Annotated in this window: 21 protein-coding genes and 1 pseudogene; 9 read left to right on the forward strand and 13 right to left on the reverse strand. The window is 58.9% G+C overall.

Annotation, left to right across the window (positions count from 1 at the left end; all coding sequences use genetic code 11):
* A pseudogene (locus tag DVH23_RS19690) lies at positions 1-242 on the reverse strand (IS630 family transposase); the annotation flags it as partial.
* Between the two features lie 132 nt (positions 243-374).
* Positions 375-1448 carry a hypothetical protein gene (locus DVH23_RS19695; RefSeq protein ID WP_114579099.1) on the reverse strand — a complete coding sequence of 358 codons (1074 nt, stop codon included), beginning with the start codon at positions 1446-1448 and terminating at the stop codon, positions 375-377.
* 218 nt (positions 1449-1666) lie between these two features.
* Here DVH23_RS19695 and DVH23_RS19700 point away from each other — a divergent pair, with 218 nt between their 5' ends.
* Entirely contained in the window at positions 1667-2056 is a 390-nt protein-coding gene (locus DVH23_RS19700) for a hypothetical protein (protein ID WP_114579100.1), read from the forward strand.
* 362 nt (positions 2057-2418) lie between these two features.
* On the opposite strand, the gene DVH23_RS19705 is transcribed toward DVH23_RS19700, so the two are convergent.
* Positions 2419-2937: an HPP family protein gene (locus tag DVH23_RS19705; protein WP_114579140.1), complete on the reverse strand. Its 519-nt coding sequence runs from the start codon at positions 2935-2937 to the stop codon at positions 2419-2421.
* Positions 2938-3191: 254 nt separating this feature from the next.
* Between DVH23_RS19705 and DVH23_RS19710 the strand changes: the two genes are divergently transcribed.
* Complete coding sequence (locus DVH23_RS19710) at positions 3192-4553, forward strand: TIGR00341 family protein (RefSeq protein WP_114579101.1); 1362 nt, start codon at positions 3192-3194, stop codon at positions 4551-4553.
* A 349-nt stretch (positions 4554-4902) separates the two neighbouring features.
* Here the strand turns inward: DVH23_RS19710 and DVH23_RS19715 are convergent, their stop codons facing one another.
* The 4 genes from DVH23_RS19715 to DVH23_RS19730 form a co-directional block, all read right to left on the reverse strand.
* Positions 4903-5298 (reverse strand): hypothetical protein, encoded by a 396-nt coding sequence (locus DVH23_RS19715; RefSeq protein ID WP_114579102.1) that lies wholly within the window; start codon positions 5296-5298, stop codon positions 4903-4905.
* Positions 5298-6356 carry an NAD(P)/FAD-dependent oxidoreductase gene (locus DVH23_RS19720; RefSeq protein WP_114579103.1) on the reverse strand — a complete coding sequence of 353 codons (1059 nt, stop codon included), beginning with the start codon at positions 6354-6356 and terminating at the stop codon, positions 5298-5300. The genes DVH23_RS19715 and DVH23_RS19720 overlap by 1 nt, the downstream gene beginning before the upstream one ends.
* On the reverse strand, positions 6353-6712 hold the full coding sequence (trxA, locus tag DVH23_RS19725; RefSeq protein WP_114579104.1) for a thioredoxin: 360 nt from the start codon (positions 6710-6712) through the stop codon (positions 6353-6355). The genes DVH23_RS19720 and trxA overlap by 4 nt, the downstream gene beginning before the upstream one ends.
* 218 nt (positions 6713-6930) lie before the next feature.
* Positions 6931-7593, reverse strand: coding sequence for a class I SAM-dependent methyltransferase (locus DVH23_RS19730; protein ID WP_114579105.1), 663 nt, complete (start codon positions 7591-7593; stop codon positions 6931-6933).
* Between the two features lie 110 nt (positions 7594-7703).
* Here DVH23_RS19730 and DVH23_RS19735 point away from each other — a divergent pair, with 110 nt between their 5' ends.
* On the forward strand, positions 7704-8087 hold the full coding sequence (locus tag DVH23_RS19735) for a DUF302 domain-containing protein (protein WP_114579106.1): 384 nt from the start codon (positions 7704-7706) through the stop codon (positions 8085-8087).
* Between the two features lie 325 nt (positions 8088-8412).
* Here DVH23_RS19735 and DVH23_RS19740 read toward each other — a convergent pair whose 3' ends face one another.
* The 5 genes from DVH23_RS19740 to DVH23_RS19760 form a co-directional block, all read right to left on the reverse strand.
* A complete protein-coding gene (locus DVH23_RS19740; protein ID WP_114579107.1) occupies positions 8413-9561 on the reverse strand; it encodes a rhodanese-like domain-containing protein in 1149 nt (382 codons plus the stop codon).
* Positions 9562-9636: 75 nt separating this feature from the next.
* Positions 9637-11430: a bifunctional UDP-sugar hydrolase/5'-nucleotidase gene (locus tag DVH23_RS19745; RefSeq protein ID WP_114579108.1), complete on the reverse strand. Its 1794-nt coding sequence runs from the start codon at positions 11428-11430 to the stop codon at positions 9637-9639.
* Positions 11431-11495: 65 nt separating this feature from the next.
* Positions 11496-12629: an aminotransferase class V-fold PLP-dependent enzyme gene (locus DVH23_RS19750; protein WP_114579109.1), complete on the reverse strand. Its 1134-nt coding sequence runs from the start codon at positions 12627-12629 to the stop codon at positions 11496-11498.
* Positions 12630-12743: 114 nt separating this feature from the next.
* A complete protein-coding gene (locus DVH23_RS19755; RefSeq protein WP_114579110.1) occupies positions 12744-14027 on the reverse strand; it encodes a M20 family metallopeptidase in 1284 nt (427 codons plus the stop codon).
* Between the two features lie 7 nt (positions 14028-14034).
* Positions 14035-15381, reverse strand: coding sequence for an FAD-dependent oxidoreductase (locus DVH23_RS19760; protein ID WP_114579111.1), 1347 nt, complete (start codon positions 15379-15381; stop codon positions 14035-14037).
* 336 nt (positions 15382-15717) lie between these two features.
* Between DVH23_RS19760 and DVH23_RS19765 the strand changes: the two genes are divergently transcribed.
* Positions 15718-16155: a DUF302 domain-containing protein gene (locus DVH23_RS19765; RefSeq protein ID WP_114579112.1), complete on the forward strand. Its 438-nt coding sequence runs from the start codon at positions 15718-15720 to the stop codon at positions 16153-16155.
* 2 nt (positions 16156-16157) lie between these two features.
* Complete coding sequence (locus tag DVH23_RS19770) at positions 16158-16718, forward strand: class I SAM-dependent methyltransferase (protein WP_114579113.1); 561 nt, start codon at positions 16158-16160, stop codon at positions 16716-16718.
* Between the two features lie 140 nt (positions 16719-16858).
* Here the strand turns inward: DVH23_RS19770 and DVH23_RS19775 are convergent, their stop codons facing one another.
* The gene (locus DVH23_RS19775) at positions 16859-17584 is read right to left on the reverse strand and encodes a thioredoxin domain-containing protein (RefSeq protein ID WP_114579114.1); all 726 of its coding nucleotides are present in this window, start codon (positions 17582-17584) and stop codon (positions 16859-16861) included.
* A 107-nt stretch (positions 17585-17691) separates the two neighbouring features.
* Between DVH23_RS19775 and DVH23_RS19780 the strand changes: the two genes are divergently transcribed.
* The 4 genes from DVH23_RS19780 (at position 17692) to DVH23_RS19795 (ending at position 19551) form a co-directional block, all read left to right on the forward strand.
* Entirely contained in the window at positions 17692-18240 is a 549-nt protein-coding gene (locus DVH23_RS19780; RefSeq protein ID WP_114579115.1) for a hypothetical protein, read from the forward strand.
* Between the two features lie 41 nt (positions 18241-18281).
* Positions 18282-18719, forward strand: coding sequence for a hypothetical protein (locus tag DVH23_RS19785; protein ID WP_394342645.1), 438 nt, complete (start codon positions 18282-18284; stop codon positions 18717-18719).
* A 206-nt stretch (positions 18720-18925) separates the two neighbouring features.
* Positions 18926-19285 (forward strand): helix-turn-helix domain-containing protein, encoded by a 360-nt coding sequence (locus tag DVH23_RS19790; protein WP_114579141.1) that lies wholly within the window; start codon positions 18926-18928, stop codon positions 19283-19285.
* The gene (locus DVH23_RS19795) at positions 19285-19551 is read left to right on the forward strand and encodes a hypothetical protein (RefSeq protein ID WP_114579117.1); all 267 of its coding nucleotides are present in this window, start codon (positions 19285-19287) and stop codon (positions 19549-19551) included. The genes DVH23_RS19790 and DVH23_RS19795 overlap by 1 nt, the downstream gene beginning before the upstream one ends.
* Positions 19552-19595: the final 44 nt, after the last annotated feature.

Consider the following 19595-nt stretch of genomic DNA (forward strand, 5'->3'; position numbering starts at 1 on the left):
GATCGTGGCTCGTCGTAGACGACGTCCTCGAACGGCTCCGTTTCGAGCCGTTCGAGACGGCTGAACCACTTTGAGGCCCAGCTGCCGGAGAATCCGTAGAGTTCGGCGGCGGCTTTCTGGGTAAGGTTATCGATCTCTTTGTAGGTGATCGCTGCCATCAGCCGCTGTACTGCTGCACCGTCATCGACCTCCGCCAAGATCTGGCGGAGGTCTTCGGTAGAGACGTTCTCCAGATTGGCCATACGGCCATTAGTGACTCTAACTCTATGAACTTTTAGCCGCCAGTATGAGACCGTAATATTCAGCGGGTTCATTCGGCTCCCAGTCAGTACTCGGAAGCGGCGGAGGGCAAGAACAAGTTAAGGGCGTCCCGATCAGCGCTGTGAGTCCCGGAGGATGAGCGGACCGATAGCGAGTGTCCGCTTCGAGATGGTCGCCACCCGGGCGATATATGAGATGAGCAACAGGAACGGAAGCGACGTAAACGCGAACGCCGCCGCCGTGATCCAAATGAGGTTCGGCACGCCGAGGGTCACGCCCGGAAGTGACGATCCGCCGATGTACGTCGTCATGAAGCCGGCGACGATGAGCGCCGGGACCGACAGGTAGAGGATGTTCTGTGAGAGGCTGATGAGTTCCCACTCGAAGTACAACGTCTTGATGTGCTCGCGGGCGGGACCGAACATCGACAGCGCTGTCTTCAGGTCGTCGAGGATTACGCGCGTCTCCTCCGTAAGGGCATCGCTATGCTCGTCAGTGAGACGTTCGACCTGGAAGATCTTCCAGCCGTAGTTGTAGTCGAGCGCCGCCGAGACGACAGTGTAGGAGCCGAATTTTCGGCCCTCGAGTTTGTCCGCTGCGGCCTCTGCGTTTCCGATGAGGCTGTTCGTGAACTCGTCTACCTCCCCTCGGAGCTCCTCGTTGTCGTTGTCGTGAACCGATTCGCGGAGGTTCTCGGCATACTCCTTGGTTTCCAAGATCAGCGCGCGGAGGAACGCCGACGGATCGGCGGGCGTCGGACTCCCGAAGATCTCTTTCGTAAACTCCCGAAACTCCATCGTGCCGTCCATACGGTCGCGCTGGTCGCCCAGCGGGCCGTTTTCCTGGGAGATGACGATCTGGCTGATGGTCAACACCAGCGTGACGCCGGTGATGATGGCGCTGATCATCGTCGAGAACACCGTCTCGACAGTGTCGGCCGTCTGTGCGTCGGTGAGATAGTACTGGTAGAAGAACGTTCCTCCGAAGACGAACACGCCGAAGATGAGCATCGCGAGCAGGCCCGCGACGACGAGTCGATTGCCGTCGAGGGTCAGCCAGACCTTGAGCTTGGTCTCGCCACTTCGCTCGCGCATCGTGTTTGCCGTCCCGATATCATCGACGTCGGATGCATCGAGATTCGGGTCCTCCTCACTGCTATCAACGTTCTCGGTCGTATCGTGACTCATGGTTTCGATCTTGTCGGATTACCATCCCAAGTTTGTCTCGGTCTCCAGAAATGAGAGACCGACTTATTGTGGTTAACACGCGTCATATCGGCGGTTCTGTAGAAATTGGGAACTCACTTGAGCCCTCTGTTCTGCCAGTAGAAGTACCGGCCCTGGGACGTTACGATCTGGACTGCCACCCGTGGAGTCATAAGGATGGCCCGCGGACGGACCGCTACATGGATACGACGTGGAACAGTTTAGTGGCAATTCTGGTAGTCGCCGCTCTAGTGATTATGGGCGGCTGTCTCACCGTGTCTCCAACCGTCGAAACCGACAACTCGGACACCTTTCGAAACGTTACGACGGACAGCCAGTGGGGAACGTCGTCGGTCCAGGCGACCGTCACCTTTTCATCCTCGGCAACGACGGCCGACGGCGTGACTCGAGTGAACGTCATCACGGAGAGCGGCGGCTCTTTCTACACGACAACTCTCGATGCCGGACAGACGACGGTCTCGCTCCCACTGCCAACCAAAACACCTGCGACCCTGTACGCGGTTAACACCACTAATGGGAGCGTCGTAGCCACACAGAACGTGACGGTCGATGGCTCGACGGTCCCGTAACCGTCCTTCTACTGAGGAAAGATCTGACGAGACGGGCTTTATTGCCGTGTACAGAGGGAGTCATAGAACGGTTAGCATAGTGTTCAGCCAGCATCAGGGATCTCCACTACTGGCAAGTCTGAATGGCAGTGATACTGGCTGCTTCTCAGACGCCGCTTTTCCGATCGTTGCTGAGGTGTATGAAATCCTCAATCACACATCCACGAAAACAAAGCGTGTGGGCGCTGTATCCCCTCCCTGCTCGCGTCTTCGACGCTCGCTGAGGAAGGGGTTTAGCGCACTCAATTCTAGCTGAAATCGGGTTGAAAATTCAGGGTCGAGGGTTCCTCCCGATCACTGGAGACCGGCCAGATCCCACTGGCTCACTGTGGCGGTTCATCGACGCCCGTTGTCGGAATGACGTGATCGGCGACGGCGAGGACGGAGATGGCGAACATGATGATCGCCGCCTCCGTCAGACTGGTCAGTAGCCCCAGGCCGACGATGAGCGTGGTCGCACACGCCGGAGCGTGGCGCAGATCGGTTCGAAGCATCGCGGCGGTCGTCAGTCCGACGGCGACGAACCCCGCACCGGTCAGTTGCAGTCCCGGCATCGAAAACGCCGGCGGGAGGTCGGTGACCGTGAGGCCGGGGGCGATCGTATGGTAGGCGATCAGCCCGCCGATCACGCCGAACAGGTGGCCGCCGATCGTCCGCTGCCACTGGCTCGTGGCCGCCGACGGAGTCACGGCCAGTGCGTACGCCGAGGGGCCGAGGCTCGGAAACAGGAACGGCTGTCCCGTCGCCCAGGCCAGTACCACGAGAAGTATGAGGAGGCTCAGCGTCCGCCCCGTCGAGAGCAGCGCCTCGCTCGTGGTCGGACGGTCTCTCAGCGGCTCCATTACCTCCATAGATCCCCATATGAGGCACACGAGAAAAACATACCAGTTTGCACTCCGACGATACACGATTACAGTTCAGTTTCCTACGTGGGCTAACCGGTTGGCTCGTCAGACCAGCATCATTTGCGGTGAAAGAGTGCGAAACACCCCTCAGTGGTCCGCTTGTATTATTTTTAAATTCTCTGAGGGTGACTGCACGACGATATCGTTCGGGAAGCCGTGAGTTTATTCGATTCATGGGACAAGGAGGCGGCATGCGCCTCGTACAGCTCCGGATCGCAACGGAGGTGAAAGAACGCGTTCTCGACACGTTCGACGAGGAGAACATCGAGTACGTTATCGCGGATGAAGGCGGCGATAGCGACGCCGTTATCGCCTACTTCCCGCTTCCCGACGGTGCAGTCGAGAAGGTGTTAGACCAGCTCCGGGCGGACGGGCTCGACGAAGACACGTTTACCGTCATCACCGATATCCAATCGGCGACCACACCGACGTTCGACGAACTCGAGAGCCAGTACTCCCAGGGACCCGACGACGAGGTCGGGCTCTCACACGCGACGTTGCGGACGAACGCGAGGGAGGTCACGCCCAGTCGAACGCTGTTCGTCACGTTCGCCGCACTCAGCGCCATCGTCGCGGCCGCGGGACTCGTCCTCGATTCGGCCATCGTCATCGTCGGTGCGATGGTGATCTCGCCGTTCGCTGGCTCGTCTCTCTCGGCGAGCGTCGGAATGGTGATCGGGGACCACAGATCGGTCCTCGATAGCTTCAAATCCCAGCTCCTCGGCCTCGTCGTCGCGATCGGGAGTGCGACCGCTGTAGCAGCCGTCTTCAGATGGGGGTATCTCGTCCCGCCACGGCTGGCCATCGAGAACATCTCGCAGGTCAACGCCTTCTCGATCCCGATCGTGCTCACGTTCGTCATCGCGATCTTCGCGGGGGCCGCAGGCGCGCTCGCGCTCGCGACCGATCTCGACGTCTCGCTCGCCGGCGTCGCGGTCGCCGCGGCGATCGTTCCGGCTGCTGCGGCCATCGGGCTCGGTATCGTCTGGGCGAAACCGTCGCTCGCGGTCGGTGCACTCGTCCTCCTGGTGATGAACGTTCTCCTGATCAACGTCTCGGCGTTCGTCGCCCTCACCCTGTTCGGCTATCGCTCGTCCTCCTCGAGCCGGCTCCGGGATCACGTCCGGTTCGATATCCGGTCGGTCGCGTACGGGATACTCGCTTGTGCCGTTCTCGTCGTTCTCGTCGCGTCGGTCGTAAGCACGGTCCAGTACCTGATCCTCGTCGAGACGGTCAACCACAATGTCGACGACGTGCTCGCCGAGGAGGAGTATCGTCATCTCGAACTCATCGACGTCCAGACCGATTACAGCGGGGACTTTCTCCTCCCCCGGAACAGTGCGGCTACCGATAGCGTCACCGTCGTCGTTGGCCAGCAGACGACCGGGGAGAACCCACAGCTCTCGGTGGCACTGCAGCGCCGGATTACCGAAGACACGCCGAGAGAGGTCTCCGTACGTGTTCAATTCGTGAACTACCAGGTAACGAACTCGAGTTCCGAGAACGGTTCAGATCGGCGAATACGAACCCAACTATCGCATACGCCATCGTGAATTATAAATCACATCAACGAGGCAGACTCAAGCAGCTATCGCTACGTCGAACTTCTTACTGTTAGGGTGTTTGTTGGAGGGGTCGGACAGAATTAATATAGAGTTCGGCAGATCACTGTGTGTATGTGCTCGCCACCTATACACATTCCTATGTGCCTAACAACTGAACGCTTTGACGGAGCACTAAAAATCTCAGAGATTACTTAAACACAGATTTGAGGCTGTTACATCCTGGTTTTTGCTATCACATCTGAGGAGTTGGCACATTGTGAGATACTGTAGCTTGTCCGTCTAGATGCCCCGTTGGGGCAGAGCTACCGTCGCGTCAGCGACGTCCAGACGAATTAGTTCACTGTCCCGCGTCGTTCGCTGACTCCTTGACATCGTCTTCGACGATGGCTTTCCGCGAGACTACTTCGATCGCTGTTTCCGAACCGATTGCAGTCCCGCCTTCAATATCCTCAACGCGGAGAATCACGTCTTCCGGACTCGCACACCCGCAGTTCACGAACTCCTCCCACTCGTCGCCAACAGCGATTGGACCGGCATGGGCCCATCGGAGGTAGCGACGGTACGAATGTTCCATCATGCCCTCCTGGAGCCATTCGCTGTCTGCGATCCACCAGTCGTCGTTTTGCTCCGGGTCCGTCTCGGGCGAACGAAACGAGACGAGGACCTGCTTCGCCTGATTCTCAACGGTAGCTGGATCCGTCGTATTGATATCCCGTCTATCGGCCGCTCCCATCAATCTCCAACCTCCGTGGGAATCGGTTCGGAGTTACTGGCGACCGCCGAATCAGTCGATTCGAGCCACTCTTCTGCGTCCAGAGCAGCCATGCTGCCCATCCCGGCGGCGGTCACAGCCTGCTGATAGTCGGGGTCCATCACGTCACCCGCCGCGAAAACCCCCTCGACTGCCGTCTCTGTTGTTGCCCACGCGCCCCCAGCGGGAGCAGTCTGCACGTATCCGTCCCTGTCGAGGACGACGGGCGTGTTTTCGAGGAAGTCGGTGTTGGGCTCGTGGCCGATGGCGTAGAAAACGCCGTCGACATCGACCGCTTCAACGTCGACGTCCTCTTCGGCTTCATATTTCTCTTGTGGATAACCGTCCGGGTGCGAGACGAGCGTTGCACTAATCACGCCCTCCTCCTGTGATCCGTTGATTGCCACGAGTTCCGTGTTCCAGGCAAATGCAATGTCCTCGTGCTCTTGAGCGCGATCAACCATAATCTCCGATGCTCGAAGCTCGTCTCGGCGGTGGACGACCGTCACAGAATCGGCAAACTTCGTGAGGAAGAGCGCTTCTTCCATCGCCGAATCGCCGCCGCCAATCACGAGGAGGTCGTCGTCGCGGTGGAACGCACCATCACAAGTCGCACACGTCGACAGTCCGTAGCCCATCAGTTCGTCCTCGTTCTCGGCACCAACCCAACGAGCGCTCGCGCCGCTCGCGACGATCAGCGCTCGTGTTCGTAGGGTACTACCGTTCGATAGGTCGAGTTCGAACGGTCGCTGCTCGACCGCTGCGTTCTCAACGGTGGCATGCGTGAATTCGGCGCCGAAACGTTCGGCTTGCTCCTTGCCGTTCTGGATCAGTTCCATCCCACCGATACCCTCGGGGAAGCCAAGGTAGTTCTCGATGTCAGTCGTTAGCGTCAGCTGACCGCCGGGTTCGGGCCCCTCGAGTACTAGCGGCTCGAGGTCGGCTCGCGCAGCGTAAACGGCTGCGGAGAGGCCGGCGACGCCGGAGCCGACGATCACGACGTTGCGAACGTCCGCGGTTGCACCAGTTCCCTTGTTCATTCAGTGTATCTCTCGATCAGGGTGCGGAGTCGGTCTTCCGGCAATACACCGGACTGCTGTTCGACCTGCTCGCCGCCCGCGAAGAGGACGAGCGTCGGCACGCCGCGAACACCGAACGAACCTGCAAGTTGCTGGTGCTCGTCGACGTCGACCTTCGCGATCACGGCCTCGGTCGTGCCCGCCAAGTCCTCGAGGACTGGATTGAGCATCTGACAGGGGCCACACCAGTCGGCGTAGAAGTCCACGAGGACGACGTCGTGCTGCGTTGTAACGTCCTCGAGGTGGCTTCTCCCGTCGATATAGATCGGTTCGTCGAGCGATTGCGCCGAAACGTCGTCACCTGCATTAGTTGCCATCACCACTACGTATGGACCGACCACGTTTAAAGGTGTTGTGTGAAGTGTGCAATACAGACATGGCTATTCTTGATAAGCGCCTCTGTGTTTCGAAACCGTGAGACTGAATGGGCCCATAGAAGCTACAATCGACGGGTTCGGAATGATGGGGAGGACAAGACGATTACTCTTCCGAAGAGATTTGCCAACCCAGTTTTGTGAATAATTCTAACAACCAGTCATTCGACTGGGTCGGCCGACTGCTCCGAGACATCCGCGTCGAAGCGCGCGAAATACCCGGCTCGCGTTCCGATGCGATCCTCGAACTTCAATCCCCGTCGTTCGACGCGGCGTCGCAGCCGTTCGAACCTGACGAAGTGCGGATCGGGAAGCGCCTCGCCGACGACAAGTCGACCGTCGGGTTTCAGGACTCGGTTGAGTTCGTCGAGGGCTCGCTCTTGGTCGGGAATTTCGCCGAGGACTAAGATCAGATACGCGGCGTCGAACGTGTTGTCCGGATACGGAAGCGACCGTGCGTCGCCACAGATCGGTTCGACGTTTGAGTTCTCCTCTGCTCGCATCCGCGTCCGGAGGTGTTCGACCATCTCCGGTTGAACGTCCACGGCATGTAGTGTCCCCGACGGTTCGATCGCCCGGGCGACCATTCCTGTATAGTAGCCGGTTCCCGATCCAACCTCGAGAATACGTTCACCGGCCCGGGGTTCAAGCACGCTGCGCAGCCTCGAGCGAGTAATGACCGGGCGCGGGAGATCGATCGCGTGGCGCTGGGCGTATGGACACGGTGACGGGTTCGATCGCCACCGGAGGGCGTATCCGAGTCCGACAAGCAGCGCGAGCCCGAGCAGGGCAGCGATCGCTCGCGAGGTACGACGGGAAATCATAGGAGTCCCTTCACCGCGGATAGACTACAGTCTTCCCCGAACCAACGCGAGCGTTGCAGGCTTGCTGGTGCTACCATAACTACGATCGTCCTTGAAATTGACCGTACAGTATGTCCTATACCCTCCGCACGCAAGTCGACGGCGAGTTTGACGACGTAGTCGCGGAAACGATCGGCGCCCTCGAGGACGAGGGCTTCGGCGTGCTCTGCGATATCGACGTTCGGGAAACGCTCCAGAAGAAACTCGACGAGGACTTTCGACAGTACAGAATCCTAGGAGCGTGCAACCCACAATTAGCCCATCAGGGACTTGAGGACGACATCGAACTCGGGACCTTGCTCCCGTGTAACGTCGTTGTATACGACGAAGATGGCGGCATCGTCGTTAGTGCAGTTGATCCCCAGCGTCTGATCGGTGTCACTGAAAACGACGACCTCGACCCGATCGGAACTGACGCTCGTGAGCGCTTCGAACGCGTTCTCGAGTCGCTGTAACTCGGGTCCGGAGCGGTCATTCGGGGGTCGGTCTCGTCTTGCCGTACATTTCACCCGGGTACCACTTTCGCTTATAGAATGAGGCGGTATCCATCGTACATGACGAATTCGAACGACGACGAGTTCGCTCCGACAAGGACCGAAAACAGGAGATCATCCGCAAAATGACCGACGAGAATTCAATCTTGACTCGGTGATGGCTCCACGCGTACCGAGGCAAACGTGGTCGCGTGGATACCTAGCAACTGTCCCTTGACTAGACGACGGGGACGATGACCATGGAGGTGGCGATCCTGACGTGGGATTCGAATCCGATCGCGTTTAACTAGGCCGCGCAGTTGTTCGGCCCCAGTTCAAGTTCCGTCGCCTCAGACTCGTCCTCGGGTGGCTCCGTTCCCGTATTGATTTCGATCACACGCTCGTAGTTGGGCGGTTTCTCGGGAGCGTTCTCGACTAATCGGTCCACGAACTCGTCTTCGTCCAGTCCGAGCAGATCGAGGTCGTCTCGAAGGTCGCCCAGTCGAGATCCAATTAGGTCGCCAGGCGAGCCGGCCTCGTATCGGTTGTCCTCCGTGACCGATACGTGTCCTGGGAGGATCCACGTCTCGTCCGGTAGCTCGAGGATGGTATCGTGAATCGAGTCGTACAGTAGTTCGGCGCCGCTCTCCGCGTCCTCATCGCCAAACTGGAGTTCAGTTCGGCCGACGGACTCGACGAACAGCGTGTCGCCGGTCAGCAGCGCCTCGCTGTCGACGAGGTAGTTGACCATCTCAGTCGTGTGCCCCGGCGTATGCAGCGTCTCGATCTCAATCTCGCCAAGTTCGATCGTCTCGCCGTCGGCAAGCGGTTCGTAATCATACTCGACGTCCCGCTCGCTTGCGTGTTCTCCGAGATGGTAGGGGACGTCCAGTTCGTCCGCCAGTTTCGCTCCACCCGAGATATGGTCGGCATGGATGTGGGTATCGAGAACGTGCTCAATCGTGAGACCAGCCTCCTCGGCGACGATCTTGAACTGATCTGTTTGTCTGGTCGGATCGACGACGACCGCTGATTCGGTGTGTTTCGATCCAACGACGTAGCCGAGACAACCCTTCGCCCGTCGCTGTAGTTGACGGACGATGAGATCATCGGTTTCGATCTCGAGGGGAACGATCTCGTAGACCTTGCTCCAGCCCTCCATACCGCCTTTCACAACGGATACGTCGTCGTAGCCATGTTGCTCAAGTTCGAAGCTGAACGGCGTCGACGTAAGTCCCTTGCCACAGATTGCGACAATTGGATCGCCGTCTCTGACATCTTCGACTCGCTCGCGGTCCTCGTCCGCGAATTCGTCGTCCGGACCATACGGTACGTTCTCGGCATCGTGAATCCGCCATCCCTCGTAACTCTCCTCGGGACGCGTATCGATGAGCGTGAACGACTCGTCTGAGTCGATCATATCCGCGAGCCGTTCGGGAGAAACTTGGTTTACCATTGGAACCGCCTCACAATACTAGTTGGTTCGAGGGCGCCAATAGTTCTCACCCCTGCACAGCCAAACAGCGATCGGCTACCGATACGGATTTCGACCGCGTTCGGGGAAACGGGTCCCAGTCAGAATCAGCCGCGTCTCGCAATACTGATCGCCGTTAGCATAATCAACTCCGGGTTGGACATACGGATACGGACCGTCAGCGGGTGTATTCTGGACCCATCCACCGCTCTTGGGTGTTCGGACGAGCGTCGTCTCTCCACAGTTGATCGGCGAGTGGTCTTCGAGGTAGCCGGCGACGACGTCGACGGGGACAACACCATCTTCAACGTCGACATCCCGAAACGGGAACCCGCAGTTTCCGAGATCTCGTTCGGGATCACCGGGACGGGTAAACGTCGCGACCGAATAGCGTGTTTCGGGATCGACCGGGTCCCCATCGATGACGAGATCGACGAGCCTGCGTTCGCGTTTCGCGGTCGGATCGATAACCACCTCTACGTTGGAGGAGTAGTTCCGGACGCGGCCATCCTCTTGCTCATACACGTACGGGGTGAAGTTGTCAGTGAGGAATGCCTCCATGTGGTTCAGCAGTTGCTGACCGTACGCCTCGCCGCGAGCCACTGGTGAAGTCATCGGAAACGCTTGATAGAGGTGCTCGAGCGTTATCTCACCGGCAGGGACTGCTGGACCGTACCGGAAGCCATGGGTAACTGCGAGTTCGGTATCGAAATGCGTCCGCAGCGCGTCGGCAAATAGCACGTTCCAGCCGCTCTCGAGGAACGATTGTCGATCTAGTGGCGTTTCCGTCTCACCGACGACAGTATCCAGCGGCTGCTCGAGGGTTCCATCACCGCGCTCGTGGGAGGTATCGTCGTCGAAGAACGGTGCTCGAGCATCCGCAACCGTCCGTTCGGCCGCCGGATCCGGGTCAGGCGTGTACTCGTGGTCTTCGGCGAGACAGTAGAGGACGTGGCGAAACGCAATGCCGTCGTCGTCGATGCGAAGGTCAACGCGTCCGAGTCCGTCGCCCGTCCCTGATTCGACGACGAGGGTTTCCGTTTCGTCGATCAGGATCGGATCGTGGGTATACTCGTGGGTATGCGCACTGAACAGGACATCAATACCCTTGATGTCCTTTGCCGCCTGGACTGCCCACGGCAGCCCGATCTCGGTGACCGCGAGGACGATATCGGCACCCTCGTCGCGCACGGCTTCGGCGGCCTCCTCGAGCAACGCCGGGTGTTTTCCGAACCGGTATTTTCCTTCATGGAACGCCGGTGCCATACGATCAACGTAGACGTTCGTCATTCCGATTACCCCGACGTCGACGTCACCCGCACGTTCGATTGTAAAGGGGTCGAACAATAACTCGTCCGCATCCGGCTCGTAGAGGTTGTTCGCCAACACTTGCGCTTCGAGTTTGTCCATCAGCTCCTGCATATTCCCGTCTTCGGCGGCCTCGTTCCCAAAGTCCCAGTTCCCCGGGACGTACACGTCCGGATTGATGTGCTTGGTCACCGGTTCTAGCATCGCCCTACCTTTCGTGTACGTCGTCATCGCAGTGCCGTGGAACGTGTCGCCGCTCATCAGTGTTAGCGTCTCCTCGGCAGCCGAGCGGATCTCGTCGATTTTGCCAGCCAACAGCGGGATCCCGCCGCCACGCCGGAGAATTCGATCGTCGCCACCAAAGTCGAAATCAGGACGTGAGTTGAGATTATCGTAGTAGACGTGATATTCGGGAACGAGCTGGCCGTGAAGATCGCTGACGTGGAGACAGACTACGTCCGGTAGCTGTTCCTGATCATGGTTAGTCGGGTCCGATCCGTCGAGTCGCTTCCACTTCCCCAGGTATTCTGTGTCGAGATCCATACGATGGCCCCTACGTTCTACGAGAGCGTATACCCAAGTCGTTACCCTGCATTATGCTCCCGCGATCACCACTCCTGCTCCAGCCCCTCGAGCAGTCGATCAACGTCATTTGTAGTATTGACCGCGTGGACGGATGCCCGAACAGCGTTCAGGATCGGCAGTGCTCGAACGACGATCCTGTCGGCGGCCAGCCGTTCGACCGTCGCCGCTGGATCGTCGACGTCGATCGTCACGAGGCCCGACTCTGGCGCCGACGGACTGAGCAGGCGGTCGGCGGGGACACCGTCTGCTAACCGACCGGCGAGACGACGGATGCGGTCTTCGATTTGATCGATCCCGACATCGCCGATCACGTTGATTGCTTCCTCGAGTGCGACGTGCGGTGCCGGGTTCGCCGATCCGACTTCGAACCGACGTGCGCCGGCTGCGTACTCGTAGGGATCGGCAGACGGTGTCTCGACGCTTCGATAGCCGACCGTCCGTGGCTCGAGACCCTCAGCGACGTCGCGGGCGACATAGAGGAAGCCGCCGCCCCACAGCCCGAGAAGCCACTTGTGGCCGGCGGCAGCGACTGCATCGGCATCCCACTCTTGGACATCCATCGGCAGTTGCCCGGGGACCTGCACGGCGTCGACGAGCGCAAGCGCACCGGCGTCATGGGCGATATCGACCAGTTCTTCTACCGGAAGCTGCGTCCCATGGGTCCACGTGACTGCGCTGAAGCAAACGAGTCGGGCGTCGGCGACGGCTTCGGCGAAGCGTTCGGGATCAACGCGACCGGCTTGAGTCTTGACGACTCGGACCTCGACGCCTTCTCTTTTGAGGCGTTGCCACGGGAGAATCCCGGCGGGGTGTTCGAGGTCCGTCCGCACGATGACGTCGCCGGGCTGCCAGTCGATCGCGTTGGCGATGGCATTGATCCCGGCCGTCGTACTCTCGGTGAGCGCGATTTCATCCGAGTCGGCCCCGATGAACGACGCAACCGTCTCTCGCGTACGGTCGAACGCTCGAAACGCTGTCTCGTAGGGGTGGTCTTCAACCGGCGACTTGTACTCGTGTTCGTGGACGAATTCGTCGGCGGCGTCGACGACGTATTTCGGACTCGGACCGTGAGCGCCGAAGTTGAGATAGGTACTGTCCTGTAGAGCAGGGATATCTGCCCTGAGTTCGGTCGGTGTCATCGTCGTACTTGGTTGCATACCTTATTCTATGGAAGCAGCCGGTAATAATCTTGGGCCTACTATGAAATACTATTCTGAAGCCCGGGCACGCACCTCGCCAACGGTCGACTAAGCGTTTCCCGAATTCAGTGTTCAGTCGCAGGAATCGGACGCCTCTGTCTCGTCGATCGCAGTCGCCCACACTTCGGGAAGACGTGCATACACCGTCGCGTTCCCGACGAGCGCATCAACAGTCGTGTACTCGTCGACCGCGTGGACGGTGTCCGTCCCGAACGCGAACTCCACCGTCGGAACGCCGGCGTTGCGAAGCTTCTTCGCATCGCCGCCGCCGGTGGCGCTCCGTCGGTATACCCGCTCGCCGATCGTCGTTTCGGCGCTCGAGGCGACAGCCTCGACGATCGGGCTGTCGATCGGTTCGGCGGTGCCGACGCTCCAAGAGACGTCGGCGACCGTGATTCCCTCACAGTCGGCGACGCACTCCTGGATCCTCGAGAGGAGGTCGGGCGTCCGCACGCCTGCGGTCAATCGGATATCGATCTCCGCACGGGCGGCCCGTGGGACGCTGTTGATCGCGTCCCCGCCTTTGAAGACGCCGAGGTTGATCGTCGGCGTCTCGAACAGTTTGCGGGCGGTATCAGCGCCCATCATCGGCTCGTAGAACGCGATCGATTCGTCGAGGATTGGTTCGATTGCAGGATCAATCTCGAGTTGTTGTGTACCGAACCGCTCCCGCAACGTCGTCACTGCGTCGTAGAGCCGATCGATCGCGTTTTCGCCGAATACGGGTCGCGAACCGTGTGCCGCCTCGCCTGTCGCCTCGAGAGTCAGCCAGATGCTCCCTCGATCGGCAACCGTCACGGAGTGACGGCCCTCTTCGCATGTCGGTTCACCGATGACGCAGGCGTCGGCCTCGAGGCGGTCGGCCTCGAGTAACGCCGGCAGGCCGGCGTCCCCGCCGACCTCCTCGTCGCTGACGAACGCGAACAGGAGGCTGACGGGCGGTTCGATCTCCGTCTCGGCGAACGCGCGGATCGCGAACAGCATCGCGGCGACCGGGCCCTTCATGTCCGTCGCACCGCGGCCGTAGAGTCGATCGTCAGTACGCTCGCCGAGCGGATTGAACGTCCACGTGTCGGCGTCGAATGGCACCGTATCGAGGTGGCCGTTATACAGCAGCGTTCGATCGCTCGTGCCCGGAACCGTCACGAGAAGATTCGGCTTCGCCGGATCGATCGCGAACCGTTCGACGTCGACCGGGAACTGTGAGAGATACTTCTCAAGCAATGAAACGATTTCGCGTGTGTGGCCGGGTGGATTTGCCGTGTCGACCGAGAGTAGATCGAGTGCGAGGTCGATCAGCTCTTCGCGGTAATCGGCTACGTAGGCTTCCAGCTTATCGGATTCAGTGGTCGTCATCCTGATTTTACCCGAGTTTCCCGTTGAGGACCTTTGCGGCCGTGAGAATCGGATCCCAGACGGGGCTAAAGGGCGGTGCATAGGCGAGGTCCGCGTTCTGTAGTTCAGTGACGGTCATGCCAGCGGTCAGTGCCATCGCGACCGTATCGATCCGCTTCGCTCCTTCGCGGCCGACGACAGTGCCGCCGAGCAGTCTTCCGCTCTCATGGTCGGCCATCAGCGTGACCGTAAGTTCCGCGCCGTCGGGATAGTAGTGAGCACGAGTCGACGCCGAAATTGTAATCGAAACCGGATCGAAGCCCGCTTGGCGAGCCTGGTCTTCGTTGACGATCCCTGTTCGTGCGGCCCCGAGCTCGAATGCTTTCACGATGGCAGTGCCTGCGGTGCCGCCAGTCGCCGTGGGAGCTCCGGTGACAGTTTGACCGATTGCTCGGCCTGCACGGTTGGCGGTCAACGCCAACGGGACGTGGTCGGGTTCACCGGTTACAACGTTGGTCGCCTCAGCACAGTCACCCGCTGCGTAGATACGTTCGTCATTCGTGCGCCCGTACTCGTCGGTCGCGATGGCACCAGTCGATCCGAGTTCGATGCCGGCCGACTCGGCGAGGTCAGCGTTCGGCGTCACGCCGACGCCAACTATCGCGACGTCAGCGGAGACGGTTTCGTCCTCAAGTTCAACGCCGTCGATCCGTTTGTCCCCACCGAAACCCGACACCGCGGTCTCGAGGTGCAGGTCGACCCCCTGCTCGCGGAGGTGATCCTCGACGATCTCGGCGACGGCCTCGCCAAACGGTTGGAGGACGTGGGGCAGCATCTCGTAGAGGTGGACGTCGACCCCGCGAGCGGACAGCGCCTCGGCCATCTCGATACCAACGTATCCTCCGCCGACGATCGCCGCGGTCCCGGGATCGTGTTCGGTGACGTAGTCCTCAATGGCGTCGGCCTCGTCCATGTCATGGATGGTAAACACACCTTCGAGGCCAAGTCCGTCAAAAGGCGGTTCGATTGCGCTCGCGCCGGTCGCGACGAGCAAATCATCGTAGGGCTGTTCGTAGGTCTCTTCGTTCGTTTCGACCGTTACGGTCTGGGTCTCACGATCGATGTCAACGACCTCCGCATCCCTTCGCAGGTCGACATCGCGTTTCTCCCGAAACTCCTCGGGCGTCACGGCCACAAGGTCGTCCAGCTCGTCAACCTCGCCCTTGATATAGTAGGGCATCCCGCAGGCGGCATAGGAGACCCACTCGCCCTTCTCGAAGACGATCACGTCATGGTCCGGATTCTCGCGCTTTGCCTTGCTCGCAGCACTCATTCCTGCAGCATCACCGCCGATGACGGCGAACGTATCGCTCATATATAGCCATTGGACTGGTAGTGCCTAAAGTATTTCTGGAAGTTCCCAATACTATGAAATCAAGTGTAGGTGAAGTACCTCGGGCTGACGACTGCTCGAGGTCGTAGCCACACGATACAGGAATCAACACGATGGCTGTAAGGTGGGAACAAGACGAGCGTTCATAGCTTCGGCCGTCGAAGGCGGTCACGTTTTGCAGGACGAGCAGTTGGACCATTGTTGCCACAGCAGCGCGAAGGCCCGGTTCCGTGTTCGAGTATCTTCCTTGAACTGGCGGAAGGGCAAGATTGGATCCGGAAGTGATTTTCACATACGACCCAATACACTACATGGACAATGCTTCCTATAGATCCCGCGCAGATAGACCCGGAGGACATCGGCGAGAAACAGACCGTCCTCGAGATGGACCACGAGGAAGCGATCGAACACGTCCGCGAGGTATTCACCGACGCGGGCTTCGGCATTCCCGTCGAGTTCTCTCCCTCGGAGCTGTTGAACGAGAAGGGCGACGCCGACCGGGATCCCTACTACGCCCTCGGTGCGTGTAACCCGGCGGTCGCCGACCAAGCGCTCGATGCCAGCGACGGCCAACTCGGCGCGCTGTTCCCGTGTAACGTCGTCGTCTGGGAGGAAGAACCCGGCCGACAGCGCGTCTACCACGTCTCGATCATGCGGATTGCACGACTCGTCGGCATGGCGCCCGACGACGATGAGATGGCCGACATCGTTGCGAAGACTGGCGAACTCGTCGATACCGCTTTCGAGGAATTGTAACCATGGGATACCACACGTTCGACGTCTCGCGGGCTGACAAGCTGGAGGATGCCGGACGACGGTACCGGTTTCTCTCGGCCGAGGAACTGCTGTGGGCACTCTCGCTCTCGCCGGACGAGGTCGTCGCCGACTTCGGCAGCGGGACCGGGTTCTTCACCGACGACGTCGCACCCCATGCCAGCGCGGTCCACGCGGTCGACCTACAGGAAGAGATGCATGACTACTACCGGGAGAAAGGCGTTCCGGAGAACGTCGCTCTCGTGACCAGCGACGTAAGCGACCTGCCGTTCGACGACGGCGCCATCGACGCCGCGTTCTCGACGATGACCTATCACGAATTCGCCAGCGACGCGTCGTTGGCGGAGATCCGGCGGGTCCTCGGCCCCGATGGCCGCCTCGTCGTCGTTGATTGGGCGGCGACTGGCACAGGCGATTTTGGGCCACCCCTCGACGAACGATACGAGGCCGCCGAGGCAGCGGCCGCCCTCCGCGATGCCGGGTTCACGATCGACCACGAGGCCGTTCGGCCGGAAACGTTCCTACTAATCGCGACACTCGAGTAATCGAGTAGCCGTTCTCCCATCGCTTTACCCGATTGTTCGTTCACTTCAAATCATCATCAAGGGCCGTTGGAAAACAGGATTAGTGAATTATACTATATATAGTGGTATCATAACGCAATTGTAGTTATCTTTGGTCTACTTCATCCATTCTTGATACGGTTGATCGCTTCTTCGAAGCGTTCTACCGGTTGCGCACCGACAAGCGTTCCGGCAGTTTCGGATGTCGGATCGAAGACAACGAACGTGGGCGTCCCCGTCACACCGGACGAGCGCGCCTGTTCTGCATCACCTGTGATTTCTTTTTCGAGAGACGGCCGTCGATCGTCCAGACATGACTTGAGAGCGTCCGCATCAACACCAGAGACTGATCGGGTATATTCAAAGAGGTTTTCAGCTGACGCCCATCCCGAATTCTTCTCACCTTGGTTGTCGAACACCGCCGTATGCCAATCCCAGTACGTTGATGGGTCCTCATCACGAACCTGATTCCAGACACACTTGCCCGCTACAGCAGCGGTCATCGAGTCCGTACCGAAATATGGCAGCGAAATCACCACAACGCGGACATTGCCGGGTTCGACGTACTTCCGGGCGAGGTTAGGGAACGTCTCTCGTTCGAACCGCTCACAGAACGGACACTGGAAGTCCGTCCAATAGAAGATTTCCAGCGGTGCCTCGGGCGATCCCACGATCGGCTTTCCGGAGAGGTCAACACCCAACGAGGACGTTGCACTACTCGAATGGAGCGTAGGGGAGAGGTCATGGGTGGCTTCGTCGGATCGCGTGAAGTAGTAGGCACCACCGGCGCCGACTGTCACGACGGAACCGGCGACAAAGGCACGACGGGATGGCTGATCAAATGACATCAAGCTTCTCTATCATTTCAAGTCCGTATTCGTAATAGGACCGCCAATTTGCTCATCCAGCAAATCGAAGGTGGTGATTTCAGGTCGTTGTCCTTCAGTTCGATAAAATGAACCTGCGCAATGAGACTAAGAGATATTTGGCAAATCTCTTTATGGCAATCTCGTATCCGTTCGAAACCTGGCGTGGGACGATCAGTCTTGTGGTCGTCGCGGTCGCAACTTATGTCCTGCTAATCCTGAGTACGATGCCAGAGTTCTCAATCCAGATGCTCAGTGGTGGATTTCGCTGGTTCGACTACGTATTCGTCTCCCTTACGGAAACAGTGTTCCGTACTGACGGCTGGACCGGACTCGGAATCGTAGTTCTGTACGCCTTTCTCTCGGGTGTCGTCATCGTCAACGCTGTCGCCCAGCTTCGAACCGTCGGACTCTCGAGTCTCACTGACCTCTCCGGTGTTGTTCCTGGACTCCTCGCCTCGGGGTGTGCAAGCTGTGGCGCGGGCCTCCTCGGTTTTCTCGGGTTCACCGGGGGCGTCGCGGCGCTTCCGTATAATGGTGCCCTCCTCCGTATCGGCGGCCTCGTTCTGTTCCTGTTCTTCCTGGGGCGGGCAGGTCATCCGAAACAGTGTGCGATCACGACAGAGAGAGCAAGATGAGACGACAGAGCTTCCGCTTAATCCGCTCGGATCGGCGGGCAATGTGGTATGGTGTCGCTGTCGGGACCGGCGTGTTCCTCCTGTTCGGCTTCGTTACTGGTCTCATTCCGAATCCACTCTATGTCCGGATGGTTCCCCGGACGCCAGTTGACTACCTATTCCTGACGCTAACTGCACTGCTGTCAGGTGTCTACACCGCACAGCGACTGGCCAGCGAGACCGCAGAACTTCAGTGTGCGAACAACGGAAGCGACAGCACAGTCGGCGAGCAGCGGTTAGCGTTCGGCGGGCTGATCGGTGGATTTCTGGCAGTTGGCTGTCCAATTTGTAACATCTTTTTGCTCGCCCTGTTCAGTTCGTCTGCACTTATGACGTACTTCGATCCCTTCCGACCGCTCCTCGGCGGCCTTTCCGTAGCGATGCTACTCGGACTGATCTACGTTCGCCACTGCCGATTGTGCCCATCCTGTACATCGTAAGGTTTCGATGGCCGGCCAGCTATCCCGATTGTCAGAACAGGCAATTATCGAATCAGCGATACCAGTCTCACGCCCTCCCGAGTAACATTAGGAGGGAATCCGGAGAATCCGTAGTCATGGAAAGCGACTGGGAAGAAAACGGACTCGACGATTTGCTGAACCAGCAAACCGTGACATATTTGCCAGTCAATGACGCAATTTATAACGTGAAACACGGCGGTTCCGCGGACTCAACAGACATCTTCCAAGTCCTCGCGGACGAGTACGCACGGAAGATTCTTCTTGCCGCGGATCACGGGCCCAAGACCGCAAAAACTCTTAGCGAGGAATGTAATGCCTCGCTGACCACGATCTATCGACGGGTTTCGACACTTCAGGAACATGGCCTGATTGAGGAGCATCACACAGTCGACTCTGACGGTTCCCATCGCAGCAAGTTTGAAACAGCTCTTGAAGAACTCCATGTCGATATCACCGATGGTCAACTGTCACTGACGGTTGAAACCCGTGACGAGCTCGCGGACAACTTTACGTCTCTCTGGAGCGATCTCCGGGGTGACGACTGATGGACGTATCGTTCCTATTCGCGAAGCTAATTACGTTGATTTTGAGCCTTGTGGTCGCGTATATTGCGTATCATGGATACCGTCGAAGCGGCCAAGAACCGATGTTATACGTCTCCGGTGGGTTCGTCTTTATCGGTGCTGGCGCGATCTGTGAGGGGCTCATCTACCACGTCTTCGGAACAACGATCGCGTCCGCCGCCATCTTTCAGGCAATTATCGTCTCAAGTGGAATGCTACTCGTTCTTGTATCGCTGATAAAATATTAATTATTTATAAAACATCATTATTCTCTGTCTGTGTCAAATCGACG

The organism is Saliphagus sp. LR7, assembly GCF_003344565.1.
Taxonomy (GTDB): domain Archaea; phylum Halobacteriota; class Halobacteria; order Halobacteriales; family Natrialbaceae; genus Saliphagus; species Saliphagus infecundisoli.

Excerpts from the sequence above, each read along its gene's own strand:
- DVH23_RS19775 (WP_114579114.1), bottom strand. The coding sequence starts at position 17,584 with ATGTCATTTGATCAGCCATCCCGTCGTGCCTTTGTCGCCGGTTCCGTC.
- trxA (WP_114579104.1), bottom strand. The coding sequence starts at position 6,712 with ATGGCAACTAATGCAGGTGACGACGTTTCGGCGCAATCGCTCGACGAA.
- DVH23_RS19730 (WP_114579105.1), bottom strand. The coding sequence starts at position 7,593 with ATGATTTCCCGTCGTACCTCGCGAGCGATCGCTGCCCTGCTCGGGCTC.
- DVH23_RS19720 (WP_114579103.1), bottom strand. The coding sequence starts at position 6,356 with ATGAACAAGGGAACTGGTGCAACCGCGGACGTTCGCAACGTCGTGATC.
- DVH23_RS19695 (WP_114579099.1), bottom strand. The coding sequence starts at position 1,448 with ATGAGTCACGATACGACCGAGAACGTTGATAGCAGTGAGGAGGACCCG.
- DVH23_RS19795 (WP_114579117.1), top strand. The coding sequence starts at position 19,285 with ATGGACGTATCGTTCCTATTCGCGAAGCTAATTACGTTGATTTTGAGC.
- DVH23_RS19760 (WP_114579111.1), bottom strand. The coding sequence starts at position 15,381 with ATGAGCGATACGTTCGCCGTCATCGGCGGTGATGCTGCAGGAATGAGT.
- DVH23_RS19705 (WP_114579140.1), bottom strand. The coding sequence starts at position 2,937 with ATGGAGCCGCTGAGAGACCGTCCGACCACGAGCGAGGCGCTGCTCTCG.
- DVH23_RS19770 (WP_114579113.1), top strand. The coding sequence starts at position 16,158 with ATGGGATACCACACGTTCGACGTCTCGCGGGCTGACAAGCTGGAGGAT.
- DVH23_RS19735 (WP_114579106.1), top strand. The coding sequence starts at position 7,704 with ATGTCCTATACCCTCCGCACGCAAGTCGACGGCGAGTTTGACGACGTA.
- DVH23_RS19745 (WP_114579108.1), bottom strand. The coding sequence starts at position 11,430 with ATGGATCTCGACACAGAATACCTGGGGAAGTGGAAGCGACTCGACGGA.
- DVH23_RS19740 (WP_114579107.1), bottom strand. The coding sequence starts at position 9,561 with ATGGTAAACCAAGTTTCTCCCGAACGGCTCGCGGATATGATCGACTCA.
- DVH23_RS19755 (WP_114579110.1), bottom strand. The coding sequence starts at position 14,027 with ATGACGACCACTGAATCCGATAAGCTGGAAGCCTACGTAGCCGATTAC.
- DVH23_RS19785 (WP_394342645.1), top strand. The coding sequence starts at position 18,282 with ATGTGGTATGGTGTCGCTGTCGGGACCGGCGTGTTCCTCCTGTTCGGC.
- DVH23_RS19765 (WP_114579112.1), top strand. The coding sequence starts at position 15,718 with ATGCTTCCTATAGATCCCGCGCAGATAGACCCGGAGGACATCGGCGAG.
- DVH23_RS19700 (WP_114579100.1), top strand. The coding sequence starts at position 1,667 with ATGGATACGACGTGGAACAGTTTAGTGGCAATTCTGGTAGTCGCCGCT.
- DVH23_RS19710 (WP_114579101.1), top strand. The coding sequence starts at position 3,192 with ATGCGCCTCGTACAGCTCCGGATCGCAACGGAGGTGAAAGAACGCGTT.
- DVH23_RS19715 (WP_114579102.1), bottom strand. The coding sequence starts at position 5,298 with ATGGGAGCGGCCGATAGACGGGATATCAATACGACGGATCCAGCTACC.
- DVH23_RS19780 (WP_114579115.1), top strand. The coding sequence starts at position 17,692 with ATGAACCTGCGCAATGAGACTAAGAGATATTTGGCAAATCTCTTTATG.
- DVH23_RS19750 (WP_114579109.1), bottom strand. The coding sequence starts at position 12,629 with ATGCAACCAAGTACGACGATGACACCGACCGAACTCAGGGCAGATATC.